Annotated in this window: 10 protein-coding genes; 4 read left to right on the top strand and 6 right to left on the bottom strand. The window is 60.1% G+C overall.

Features of this window, described 5'->3' with window-relative positions; all coding sequences use genetic code 11:
- Position 1: 1 nt before the first annotated feature.
- Complete coding sequence (gene leuC, locus AC1DKH_RS17860) at positions 2-1,420, bottom strand: 3-isopropylmalate dehydratase large subunit (RefSeq protein WP_477798794.1); 1,419 nt, start codon at positions 1,418-1,420, stop codon at positions 2-4.
- A gap of 306 nt (positions 1,421-1,726) precedes the next feature.
- Between leuC and AC1DKH_RS17855 the strand changes: the two genes are divergently transcribed.
- From AC1DKH_RS17855 to AC1DKH_RS17840, 4 genes are all read left to right on the top strand, one after another.
- The gene (locus tag AC1DKH_RS17855) at positions 1,727-2,617 is read left to right on the top strand and encodes a LysR family transcriptional regulator (RefSeq protein WP_008047336.1); all 891 of its coding nucleotides are present in this window, start codon (positions 1,727-1,729) and stop codon (positions 2,615-2,617) included.
- Between the two features lie 67 nt (positions 2,618-2,684).
- Positions 2,685-5,963 carry a sensor domain-containing protein gene (locus AC1DKH_RS17850; RefSeq protein WP_477760701.1) on the top strand — a complete coding sequence of 1,093 codons (3,279 nt, stop codon included), beginning with the start codon at positions 2,685-2,687 and terminating at the stop codon, positions 5,961-5,963.
- 349 nt (positions 5,964-6,312) lie between these two features.
- Positions 6,313-7,722: a PAAR domain-containing protein gene (locus AC1DKH_RS17845; RefSeq protein WP_477798793.1), complete on the top strand. Its 1,410-nt coding sequence runs from the start codon at positions 6,313-6,315 to the stop codon at positions 7,720-7,722.
- Positions 7,719-8,336: a hypothetical protein gene (locus AC1DKH_RS17840; protein ID WP_477798792.1), complete on the top strand. Its 618-nt coding sequence runs from the start codon at positions 7,719-7,721 to the stop codon at positions 8,334-8,336. Before AC1DKH_RS17845 ends, AC1DKH_RS17840 begins: the two co-directional genes overlap by 4 nt.
- A gap of 114 nt (positions 8,337-8,450) precedes the next feature.
- Here AC1DKH_RS17840 and AC1DKH_RS17835 read toward each other — a convergent pair whose 3' ends face one another.
- From AC1DKH_RS17835 to AC1DKH_RS17815, 5 genes are all read right to left on the bottom strand, one after another.
- Complete coding sequence (locus AC1DKH_RS17835) at positions 8,451-8,897, bottom strand: Hsp20 family protein (protein WP_108217792.1); 447 nt, start codon at positions 8,895-8,897, stop codon at positions 8,451-8,453.
- A gap of 130 nt (positions 8,898-9,027) precedes the next feature.
- A complete protein-coding gene (locus AC1DKH_RS17830) occupies positions 9,028-9,987 on the bottom strand; it encodes a tRNA dihydrouridine synthase (RefSeq protein WP_477798791.1) in 960 nt (319 codons plus the stop codon).
- Between the two features lie 192 nt (positions 9,988-10,179).
- Positions 10,180-10,614 carry an acyl-CoA thioesterase gene (locus AC1DKH_RS17825; RefSeq protein WP_477798790.1) on the bottom strand — a complete coding sequence of 145 codons (435 nt, stop codon included), beginning with the start codon at positions 10,612-10,614 and terminating at the stop codon, positions 10,180-10,182.
- Positions 10,615-10,663: 49 nt separating this feature from the next.
- On the bottom strand, positions 10,664-11,497 hold the full coding sequence (locus AC1DKH_RS17820; protein ID WP_477798789.1) for an alpha/beta fold hydrolase: 834 nt from the start codon (positions 11,495-11,497) through the stop codon (positions 10,664-10,666).
- Between the two features lie 29 nt (positions 11,498-11,526).
- Complete coding sequence (locus AC1DKH_RS17815) at positions 11,527-12,066, bottom strand: TetR/AcrR family transcriptional regulator (RefSeq protein ID WP_477755760.1); 540 nt, start codon at positions 12,064-12,066, stop codon at positions 11,527-11,529.
- Between the last annotated feature and the right edge of the window lie 39 nt (positions 12,067-12,105).

Here is a 12,105-nt window from a genome sequence, read left to right as displayed (position 1 = left end):
TTCAGATCAATTCACGGACGTCGACGAAACGACCGTTTACAGCAGCGGCCGCGGCCATGGCCGGGCTGACGAGGTGAGTACGACCACCGGCGCCCTGACGGCCTTCGAAGTTACGGTTGGAGGTCGAAGCGCAATGCTCGCCACTTTCCAAACGGTCCGGGTTCATCGCCAGGCACATCGAGCAACCCGGCTCACGCCATTCGAAACCGGCTTCGAGGAAAATCTTGTCCAGGCCTTCCGATTCAGCCTGGGCTTTAACCAGACCCGAGCCCGGCACGACGATGGCCTGCTTGATGGTCGAGGCCACTTTGCGGCCCTTGGCGATCACGGCCGCCGCACGCAGGTCTTCGATCCGCGAGTTGGTGCAGGAACCGATGAACACGCGGTCGAGCTGAATGTCGGTGATCGCCTGGTTGGCGGTCAACCCCATGTATTTCAAGGCGCGGACGATGGAGTCGCGCTTGACCAGGTCCATTTCCTTCGCAGGATCCGGCACGTTCTGATCAACAGCCAAGACCATTTCCGGCGAGGTGCCCCAGCTGACTTGTGGCTTGATCTGAGTGGCATCGAGCTCGACGATGGTGTCGAACTTGGCATCCGCATCGGAAACCAGGTCTTTCCAGGCCTCGACAGCCAAGTCCCATTCCGCGCCTTTCGGTGCGAAAGGACGGCCCTTGACGTAAGCCACGGTTTTTTCGTCAGCCGCTACCAGGCCCACACGAGCGCCAGCCTCGATGGACATGTTGCAGATGGTCATGCGGCCTTCCACAGACAGGTCGCGAATCGCGCTGCCGGCGAACTCGATGGCGTGGCCGTTACCGCCGGCGGTGCCGATCTTGCCGATCACGGCGAGCACGATGTCCTTGGCGGTCACGCCGAACGGCAATTGGCCTTCGACACGTACCAGCATGTTTTTCATTTTCTTGGCGACCAGGCACTGAGTGGCGAGCACATGCTCGACCTCGGAAGTACCGATACCGTGCGCCAACGCGCCGAATGCGCCGTGGGTCGAGGTGTGGGAGTCGCCGCAGACCACGGTCATGCCCGGCAACGTTGCGCCCTGCTCCGGGCCGATGACGTGGACGATGCCCTGGCGAACGTCGTTCATCTTGAACTCGACGATGCCGTATTCATCGCAGTTGTCATCGAGGGTCTGCACTTGCAGACGCGAGACCTGGTCAACGATGGCGTTGATGCCGCCCTTGCGCTCCGGCGTAGTCGGTACGTTGTGGTCCGGGGTCGCGATGTTGGCATCGATGCGCCATGGCTTGCGCCCGGCCAGACGCAGGCCTTCGAAGGCTTGCGGCGAGGTCACTTCGTGGATGATGTGACGGTCGATGTAAATCAGCGCAGAGCCATCGTCGCGCTGCTTGACCAAATGCGAATCCCAGAGCTTGTCGTAGAGCGTTTTGCCGGCCATCAGACGGTTCCTCATCAGCTTTTTCTATGCCAGTGAGGTCTGTATAGCGAGTTTCGTTAGTCAACTTCGGCGCCAGAAGCCCATATCCTGCGTTGCTGCTCCTCGCCATAGCGCGCTATGACTCGTCGCAGCGCCTTGGCTATGGACTTCTGGCATCCGAATTTGAACTAACAAACTCGCTACACAGACCTCTGGGTCTTGAAAGTCTCAATAACCCTTTGGCTTGTGAGGCTGATCCTATGGGGTTACATTAAATAACTCAAATTCATATTTTTTATGCTTTGGATAACCAACTGGAATACAACCATGGACCTGGCCAACCTCAATGCTTTTATTGCCATCGCCGAGACCGGAAGCTTCTCCGGCGCCGGCGAACGGCTGCACCTGACCCAGCCGGCCATCAGCAAACGCATCGCCGGGCTGGAGCAGCAATTGAAGGTGCGGCTGTTCGATCGCCTGGGTCGTGAAGTGGGCCTGACCGAGGCCGGGCGCGCCCTGCTGCCGCGGGCCTACCAGATTCTCAATGTCCTCGATGATACGCGCCGCGCCTTGACCAACCTCACAGGCGAGGTGACCGGTCGTCTGACCCTGGCCACCAGTCACCACATCGGCCTGCACCGCTTGCCGCCTTTATTAAGGGAGTTCACCCGACGCTACCCACAAGTGGCGCTGGATATTCAATTCCTCGACTCGGAAGTGGCCTACGAGGAAATTCTCCATGGCCGCGCCGAACTGGCGGTCATCACCCTCGCGCCAGAGCCCCATGCGCTGGTCAAGGCCACCCCGGTGTGGGACGACCCGCTGGATTTCGTGGTCGCCCCGGAGCATTCTCTACTCAACAACGGCAAGGTCAGCCTGGCAGACATCGCCCGGCACCCGGCGGTCTTTCCCGGCGGCAATACCTTTACCCACCACATTGTGCAACGGCTGTTTGAAGCCCAGGGCCTGACGCCAAACATCGCCATGAGCACCAACTATCTGGAAACCATCAAGATGATGGTCTCGATTGGCCTGGCCTGGAGCGTTTTGCCGCGCACCATGCTCGATGACCAGGTAGCACGCATACCTTTGCCGGGCATACAGCTCACTCGCCAGCTAGGCTATATCCTGCACACGGAAAGGACGCTGTCGAATGCTGCGCGGGCCTTCATGGCCTTGCTGGACGCTCAACTCGATCCGCCAGGGACTCAAGGCTAACTTGTGCTACTCCTATAGAGCCGAGAATTCCTGCAACAAACGCCCAAACTCAGCTCAAGGCTTGCCAATGCCGAAATCTGTAGACCGTATTCCGCCGATGCCGCGAATTCAGGCACTTGATCCGAAAAGCTCCGAACAGAGCTGGGAAAGTGCCTCGCAATTACTGGCCGCGCTCAACGGCGCGCGCCTGGGCGCCTGGTATTGGGACATCGAGCGCGGGCAGATCAGCTGGTCCCGGGGCACGCAGGCGCTGTTCGGCTTCGACCCCCGCAAACCATTGCCATCGGATCTGGAATACCTCGACCTGCTGCCCCCGGAAGATCGCGCGAAAACCCTTCGCGCCTTCCACGCGGTCATCGCTGGCGCGCCACTGGAGCAAGCGATGCATCACCGCATCCGCTGGCCCGATGGCAGCCTGCACTGGCTGGAAATCAACGGCAGCCTGTTGCCGGACAAGCACGGCAGGCCACGAATGATCGGCGTGATCCGTGAGATTACCCACCAGCGCCAGCGCGAGCAGGCGTTGAGCAGCTCGGAAAAACGCTTCGCCACCCTGTTTCACCTGTGCCCGAACATGGTCCTGCTGACCCGCCAGGAAGACGGCCTGATTTCCGAAGCCAACCAGCATTTCGAAAGCCTGTTCGGTTGGCCGGTACAAAACGCGATCGGCCGCACCACCCTGGAACTGGGGCTGTGGGTGCATCCCGAGCAACGGGCCGACCTGGTCAAGGCCACCAAGGCCAAAGGCGACCTGGTGAGCATGGAAGTGCAGTTTCGCGCCAGCAATGGCCAGGTCCATGACGGTATCCTCAGTGCGCAAAAAGTCGAGCTCGAAGGCCAGCCCTATCTACTGAGCACGTTCCTGGACACCACCGAACGCAAAGTCGCCGAACATGCCCTCAAGGACAGCCAGGAACGCCTCGACCTGGCCCTGGACTCCGCGCAACTCGGCACCTGGGACTGGCACATTCCCAGCGGCATGCTCTACGGATCGGCACGGGCCGCCCAACTGCACGGCCTGGACGCCAAACCCTTTCACGAGTCCTTCGACGAGTTTTTCGAAGGCGTGCCCGGCAAAGAACGCGACACCATGCGCGACGCTTACCGCAGCCTGCGTGAAGGCCCGGCCGGCAACTATCAATTGACCTACCGCGTGCAATTGCCTGACGGCAGCTCGCGCTACCTGGAAAGCCGCGCCCGCCTCTACCGCGATGACAACGGCGTGCCGGTGCGCATGGCAGGCACATTGCTCGACATCACCGACCAGGTGGAGCGCGAACAACGGCTGGTGGCATCCGAAGAGAAATTCGCCACGCTGTTCCAGGTCAGCCCCGACCCGATCTGCGTCACCCACCAGGACAGCGGCCAGTTCATTGAAATCAACTCCAGCTTCACCCAGACCTTCGGCTGGAGCACCGCCGATGTGATCGGCCGCAGCGCCGACGAAATAGGCCTGTGGGACGCTTCAGCGAAAAGCCTGCGACGGATCGAACAAGTGATCCGCGAACAAGGCCTGAACAACGTCGCCATTCTCGTCCAGCACAAGGACGGACAGGTCCTGACTTGCGTGATTTCCAGCCGCCAGATCAGCGTCGGCGACCAGCCCTGCATTGTCACCACGCTGCGCGACATCACCCAGCAACAGCGCTCGGAAGCGGCGCTCAAGGCCAGTGAAGAGAAATTCGCCAAGGCGTTCCACTCCAGCCCCGACGCCATCACCATCACCGAGCGCGACACCGGGCGCTATCTGGAGGTCAACGACGGCTTCTGCCGCCTGACCGGCTACCGCGCCGAAGAAGTGGTGGGCCGCACGGTGTATCAGGTGGGGATTTGGGCTGAAGAAAAACAACGCTCGGCGCTGCTGGCGGAATTGCAGATCAAGGGCCGGGTTCATCACCAGGAAATGCTCGGGCGTAACAAGCGCGGCGAACTGCTCACTGTCGAAGTCTCGGTGGAGCCGATCACCCTCAATGAAACCGCCTGCCTGCTGTTGACCGCGCGAGACGTCAGCCTGCTGAAAAACGCCGAAGCGCAGATTCGCCACCTGGCCTACCACGACTCACTGACCAACCTGCCCAATCGGGCATTACTGATGGACCGCCTGAGCCAGCAAATCGCCCTGCTCAAACGCCATAACCTGCGCGGCGCGCTGATGTTCCTCGACCTCGACCATTTCAAGCACATCAACGACTCCCTCGGGCATCCGGTGGGCGATACCGTGCTGAAAATCATCACCGCGCGCCTGGAGGCCAGCGTGCGCATGGAAGACACCGTTGCGCGCCTGGGCGGTGACGAATTCGTGGTACTGCTCAGCGGTCTCGAAGGCTCGCGCAGCGAGGTCAGCGATCAGGTACGCCAACTGGCCGACACCATCCGCGAACTGCTGTCCGAACCGATGTTCCTCGATGGCCAGCGCCTGCAAGTGACACCAAGCATCGGCATTGCGCTGATCCCCGATCACGGTTCGACCCCGACCGACCTGCTCAAACGCGCCGACATCGCGCTCTATCGCGCCAAGGACTCGGGGCGCAATACCGCGCAGATGTACCACAACACCATGCAAAAGGCCGCGAGCGAACGCCTGCGCATGGAAACCGACTTGCGCCTGGCGCTTTCCCGGGGCGAGTTTCGCGTGCATTACCAACCCCAGGTCGACGCCCGGGGCGACCGCATCGTCGGTGCCGAGGCCCTGGTACGCTGGAATCATCCGGAGCTTGGCCCGCAGTCACCCAACGAGTTCATCAAGGTACTGGAAGACAGCGGACTGATTCTGGAAGTCGGCACCTGGATCCTCGACGAAGCCTGCCAGGCCTTCAAGCAATTGATCGAAAACGGCCTGATAGACCCGCTAAGATTCAGCCTGTGTGTGAACATCAGCCCGCGCCAGTTCCGCCAGAACGACTTCGTCGAGCGCGTCGAAAACAGCCTGAACAGCTATGGCCTGCCCTGCTCCCTGCTGAAGCTGGAAATCACCGAAGGTATCGTGATCCAGAACCTGGAAGACACCATCAGCAAAATGCGCCGCCTGAAAAAACTCGGTGTGAGCTTCGCCATGGACGACTTCGGCACCGGCTATTCCTCGTTGACCTACCTCAAGCGCTTGCCGGTCGACACCCTGAAAATCGACAAGTCGTTCATCCGCGATGCCACCAGCGACCCGAACGACGCCGAGATCATCCGCGCCATCGTCGCCATGGCCCACAGTCTGGACTTGAAGGTGATTGCCGAAGGGGTGGAAACAGCAGAGCAACTGGAGTTCTTGCAGGGGCTGGATTGTCACTTTTACCAAGGGTATTTGCACAGCCAGCCGTTGCCTGTGGAGGAGTTTCAAAAACTATTGAAATAACCCCACTCCTGTAGGAGCGAGCCTGCTCGCGATGCACGCGAACGATTACGCGTGCTGGCTGGAAAAATCCGGTTTCCTTCAAACTTATCGCCGGAAGACCGTAGCAGAAAGCCATTGATTCTCCATTTCCTACACCCATCTCGGAAACATCCCATTTACGTTTATTTCCCCCGCGTTAACCCTGTGCGTCGCACTTTGCCATGCCTCCATTTTCACTCGGGGCAGGCGCAAATTGCTCGTAGGCGGGCGCACTGGAGCTGCTCGCTCAAGTCGCAAAAAGTCAGGAGTTAGTGCATTGGCAAAGGGATATTTCATTCGCAAGGGTGACAAGACCAGCTGCGGCGGCGAGGTGTTGGAGGCCGATACCCGCATCATGATGTTTGGCTTCGCCCATGCTCGTGCAGGGGACCCGGTGTCCTGCGGCAAGGACAACAAAACCTACGAAATCATGGGTGGCGTCTCATTCATGGACAGTCACGGGAGGCTGGTGGCCGGCACATTGGACAGTGTCAGCAGTTGCCCCTGCAAAGCCACACTGAAGCCCTCGCTTTTCGATGCCAGTTATGTCGGGAAGGATGCCCCTGCCCCTCGGACTGCCAGGGCAGCCGCTCAACCCGCACCACCACCCGCCCCCAGCCAACCGGTCGCGCCTCGCCAATCCGGGTTTACTTCAGCACCGAAGACTGCCACGCCTTCCTTCAGCGAACGGCCGGGAACGGCCTGCGAGAACCTCTGGCGCGGCTACCAGCAACGGGTCGAAAACGTCGTGGCGCCGGGCGGCCAGCTGATCACCGACCCGAAAGCGCGTAACAAGGCGATCAATGCCGCCTACGCCCAACTGTGGCGCCATGATCAGCGCTTCCAGTGGGCGGGCCTGGCCGCCTTCGCTTCCAAGCAGGTGGGCTGTGGTCTGCTGCACGCGGCGGAGTCGATCGAGAAAATGCAGGCTGAAGAAGAGTCGATGCAGCAGTTGAGGGACAGCGCCAGGCAAGGGCTGGTGGGTTTGCTCAGCCCCAGTGAGCGGGAAAAGCGAGCGACAATACGGGAATTTGAACAGCGCCAACGCGACTACGAACAGGCCAACCGTGACAACCCGGTGTGGGGCTTCACCCATTGGGGCGTCGACAGTGCATTGCCCCTCGCGCAACGGATGTACCGGTTCGTGCACGAGATGCTGGCCATGGGCAATACCACGCTGTTCCTGGATGTGTATCCGTTGCATGTGTTTTATGCGGAGCGGGGGTTGGAGGCGCTTAAGGCTTGTCTGGAATCACGGAAAAATATCTACGGAAGTGGCGAGTATCCAGTGTTGTGGCCAGTGGGACAGGAAACACTGAAATTCGGGATTGACCATGAGGAAATCCTCCTGGCCTTCGAGGCAATTGATACTGGCAATATTGCCGAAAGTGTTGAACATCTCGCCAAACATGAACAGCGGAACATCCTGCAACCGGCGATGTACGACGACACTGGGCTGAAATGGTTGCTGCGCGGTAACCATTTCTCCTACGTCACCGATGTGCCCTCTGGGGCCGCTCAGGCCATTGAACTGACTCTGGCCAGCCAGTGCCGTCCCGTCGAGGACGTGCGCACCATTGGTTTTAGCAACTTTCCCTTCGCCGACCTGGCCGACGTCGAGCGGCGCATGGCCTTCGTGCTTAAAGCCGCGGCGCAGTTTGATGATTTGCTGCAAAGCGACCAGCGTGACCAGATTGAGCAGTCGATTCGGGAAATCGCCGTGGGTGGGGGCGTGCGATGAGTTTGAAGCACCATCTGAGCTGGCGGCGTGGCATTTTGGTATTGGTGGTCGCATCCCTCCTGACGCTGTCAGCAATTGAGTTGCTATCGGACGAACCGGAAATCGCCTTGGTGATTGGTGAGCCATACGAGACCATGCGCCAGCGCTCCAGCGCACGCATCGGCCCAGCCATACCGGGGCACTCCTGGTTCAACGTCCCAAAGTCTGATGCCCGTCTTCGTTTCGCTGATCCTCAGTTCGGTTTTGTGACCCCACTGGCCCGCTTCTTCACAGTGGGTTTCGGTCGCGATCAGCGGATCGACGGCGTCCGCATGTCCCCGCAAATCGAGCCACTACTGCTCGACGACACCCTCAACGTCGTGCTGGATTTGCAGGAGCAATGGCGCAACGCTGGTTGGATACCTGCCCGAACCGAGAACTTCCCATCGTTCGCCGACACCCCGCAATGGCGAGCCCAACTGCGCGACGTCAACAAAGGCGGTACAGCCTACTGGCGAGCCGGTAACAAGTACCAACTGATGCTGGTGGTCAGTCGCTTCAGGGACAACAAGCGTCCCACCGAGGAACGCTACCTCATCACATTGGGAATCCACCGATCACGGGGCGTGCAATGATTATTTTGCAGTGCATGGGGCTGGACTTGAGTCAAAAAAAGACCCCGACAAGTCGGGGTCTTTTCGTTTCGGCCGGCTACCTGATCAATCACACGACCCGGCTTCGGGCTCGACTCAGTGTTGCAGAGCCTTCTTCTGCGTGCCGTTGATCGGGATGCGCTTGGCTTTCGCTTCTTCCGGTACCACTCGCAGCAGGTCGATGCTCAACAGACCGTTGCTCAGTCCGGCAGCCTTGATCTCGATGTGGTCCGCCAGGCGGAAGGACAGTTTGAAGGCACGTTGCGCAATGCCCTGATACAGATAAGTGACGTCTTCATTCGCGTCGCGTTTACCGCCACTGATGGTCAGCACACCTTTCTCGACTTCGAGCTCCAGATCTTCTTCCTGGAAACCTGCCGCGGCAATGACGATGCGGTATAGATCGTCGCCGTGTTTCTCCACGTTATAGGGTGGATAGCTGCTGCCTGGCTCGTTGCGCAGAGCGGTCTCGAACAGATCGTTGAAACGGTCGAAACCTACCGAGGAACGGAACAGTGGGGCCAGGGAAAATGTAGTAGCCATGATTCAAATCTCCTGAAAACAATCAGCAAGGTTTTTTGTCTCCGCGACCCGAATTCGGCATCGCGTAATCCTTAGATAGGGACCGCTGATTGCATTTCAAGAGATTTTTTTGAGCTTTTTTTAAAAAGTTTCAGGCCGCTTCCGCCACGGGCAGCCCCAGCAAACGCGAGACGTTATCCAGCTCGGTCTCACGGCGCAGCAGGGTGAACAGCTCCACCGCCTCGGGATAATTGCGGGTCAGCATCGCCAACCACTGCTTCAAGCGACCCGGCGATTGACGCGGCGTCATCTGCGCCTTGGCTTGCAGCCAGAAGTCCTGGATCAGTGGCAGCAACTCGGCCCAGGTCATCTCGACTACCTCCTCCCCGGCCCGCGCTGCCGCGATCTGCCGGGCGAGATCCGGGCGCGACACCAGGCCACGACCGAGCATGATGTCTTCCACGCCGCTGATCTCGCGGCAGCGACGCCAGTCTTCGACGCTCCAGATATCACCATTGGCGAACACCGGCACCTTGACCACGTCCTGCACCCGTGGAATCCACTCCCAGTGCGCGGGCGGTTTGTAGCCGTCAACCTTGGTCCGCGCGTGCACCACGATATGCTCCGCACCACCTTCGGCCAGGGCCGTGGCACACACCAGCGAACCGTCCGGGCTGTCGAAGCCCAGGCGCATCTTGGCAGTGACCGGAATGTGTGCAGGAACGGCGCGGCGGACGTGTTCGACGATCTGGTTGAGCAGTTCGGGCTCCTTGAGCAGTACCGCGCCACCACGGGATTTGTTGACGGTCTTGGCCGGACAGCCGAAGTTCAGGTCGATCACTTCAGAACCCAGCTCGCAAGCCAGCGCGGCATTTTCTGCCAGGCACACAGGATCGGAACCGAGCAGTTGCACACGCAGCGGCACACCGGAGGCCGTCCGGGCACCGTTGAGCAACTCCGGGCCGAACTTGTGGAAATAGGCAGGTGTGAGCAACTGGTCGTTGACCCGAATGAACTCGGTCACGCACCAGTCAATACCACCCACGCGGGTCAGCACATCGCGCAGGATGTCGTCGACCAACCCCTCCATGGGCGCCAAAGCAATTTGCATGAAAAACACACTCGAGGAAAAACGTGCGGCAGTTTACTGGTTTCAGCAGGACTCTGCAGAACATCGCAGATCCCCTGTAGGAGCAGCCGGTCGACGCTCGATTGCTCGCGATGGTCGTCAACGTTAACGCGACCAGCCTGACGCCCCGCGGCGGTCTCAGGTTTTTCGCGAGCGAGCTCGCTCCTACATTGGTTAGAGCGATAGCAATGCCGGAGCATAGCCCTCGATAAACTCCGCCGGCATGCGCTTGGGCTTGCCGCTGGACAGCTCGATACAGACGAAGGTGGTTTGCGCGCGCAGCAAGGTCGAATTGTCGCTGGGTCGCTTCAACTGGAAATGCCGGGTCATTCTCAGGCGCTGATCCCAATCGACAATCCAGGTCGCCAATTGCAACTCATCGCCTTCATAGGCTGCCGCCAGGTAATCGATCTCGTGGCGCACCACTGCCATCGCCCGGTCCAGCCGCCGGTATTCGACCAGGTCCAGGCCAAGGCGTTGGGAGTGGCGCCAGGCACAGCGTTCGAGCCAGGTCACGTAGACCGCGTTGTTCGCGTGCCCCAACCCGTCAATGTCCTCGGCGTCCACTTGCAGATCAATGATAAATGGCGTTTCCCGATCCCAGCCCATGCCCGACTCCCTGGTCAGATAATTTCGACCAGGGCAGTGTAACGGATGCTCAAGCGGATTGGCGCGATTGCAGACGGCGACCGGCCAGCAGTGATAACACGCCATCAATCACCCGAGGGTCAGCCAGCACCCGCTGATGCCCACCTTCTTGCAGGCGCAGCAAACGGCTGTCGAACCACGCTTCGTGAATCAGCTGGGATTCCTTCACAGAGACAAGATTGTCGTCTTCGGCGTGGACAATCAGTCCGGGCATGTCGAGTTGATAGTGTGCGACATCCAGCGTCGCGGCGCGCATGCCGACGTCTTGCTCGACCTGGCGAATGAACGCCGAACGGGCTTTTGGTGGCAGTCCGACGTAGCGGGCGAACCCACGCAACACACCAAGAATCCGCGCCGGGGCAGCGATGCAGACCAGGGTTTCCGTGCGCAGGCCCAACTGCACCGCTAGCATCGCACTGGCGCCCCCCATGGAGTGGCCGATGACCGCTTGCAGTGGCGGCAGTTCGGCGGCGGCTTCGAGCATGGCACGCGCAAAGAGCACCACATTCGCCTCGCTGCCCGGCGAGCGCCCATGAGCCGGACCATCCAGCGCGACCACGGAGTAACCGGCATCGACCAACGCCGTGATCAGGCTGGCAAACTGCGTTGGCCGCCCTTCCCAACCGTGCATCAGCAACACGGCCGGGCCTTGCCCCCAACGCAACGCCGAGAGGCCGAAACGCAAGGTGATCCGCTCGGACCTCGCCAACAGCGGCAGCTCCCAGTCACGGGGCGGCAGATCCCGCGGTGTCATGAAGGCCAGTCGCATTTTGCTAGCGACCAGTTTCGGGGCAAACCAGCCCAAGGTGCCATTAACGCCACGAACCCACTTTAACGCGCTCATCGCATTCTCCTCAGGCCGCAGCCTTCAGGTCAACGCACTGCCGATTTGGCGGCGCGCAGTAATCGATCGGACAACTCTCCCGGCCCCAGCGCCCGCGCCAGAGCCAGCCCACCCACCATCAAGGCCATATCGGCCAGGGCTTTTTCGGTTTCTTCAGGACTGGCCGCCAACTGCGCGACCATCATTTCGACGTGTTCATTCAATGCAATACGAAACGCTTCCGGCAGCCGTCCCAGTTCACCGACCGATGCCGGGATCGGGCACGCCGATTCGGAGGAATCACGGTGCTTGCGCGACAGGTAAAACGCTGCCACCAGAGTGCGGCGCTCTTCGCCGGTCAACTCCGCGTCCATGTCGGCAATCAGGTCGCGGCGGTGACCGAGCAATTGCTTGAACGCCTCCAGCATCATCGCGTCCTTGCTTTCGAAGTGTGCGTAGAAGCCGCCGACCGTCAGGCCCGCCGCGCCCATCACTTCGCCCACGCTTGGCTCGGCCGGGCCGCGCTGAATCAGCGCTGCGCTGGCAGCCTTGAGGATGCGTTCGCGGGTTTGAGCTTTTTTATCGTTCATCGTCGCCTCCGAATATTACGATTGAAATATTATTCTCAT

The organism is Pseudomonas sp. 05L36 (genome assembly GCF_056398125.1).
This window is presented reverse-complemented; position numbering and strand designations above follow the sequence as displayed.

Bases quoted from the DNA above. Each gene is read 5' to 3' on its own strand.
- AC1DKH_RS17840 (WP_477798792.1), top strand. From the start codon at position 7,719: ATGAGTTTGAAGCACCATCTGAGCTGGCGGCGTGGCATTTTGGTATTG.
- leuC (WP_477798794.1), bottom strand. From the start codon at position 1,420: ATGGCCGGCAAAACGCTCTACGACAAGCTCTGGGATTCGCATTTGGTC.
- AC1DKH_RS17835 (WP_108217792.1), bottom strand. From the start codon at position 8,897: ATGGCTACTACATTTTCCCTGGCCCCACTGTTCCGTTCCTCGGTAGGT.
- AC1DKH_RS17815 (WP_477755760.1), bottom strand. From the start codon at position 12,066: ATGAACGATAAAAAAGCTCAAACCCGCGAACGCATCCTCAAGGCTGCC.
- AC1DKH_RS17825 (WP_477798790.1), bottom strand. From the start codon at position 10,614: ATGGGCTGGGATCGGGAAACGCCATTTATCATTGATCTGCAAGTGGAC.
- AC1DKH_RS17830 (WP_477798791.1), bottom strand. From the start codon at position 9,987: ATGCAAATTGCTTTGGCGCCCATGGAGGGGTTGGTCGACGACATCCTG.
- AC1DKH_RS17850 (WP_477760701.1), top strand. From the start codon at position 2,685: ATGCCGAAATCTGTAGACCGTATTCCGCCGATGCCGCGAATTCAGGCA.
- AC1DKH_RS17855 (WP_008047336.1), top strand. From the start codon at position 1,727: ATGGACCTGGCCAACCTCAATGCTTTTATTGCCATCGCCGAGACCGGA.
- AC1DKH_RS17820 (WP_477798789.1), bottom strand. From the start codon at position 11,497: ATGAGCGCGTTAAAGTGGGTTCGTGGCGTTAATGGCACCTTGGGCTGG.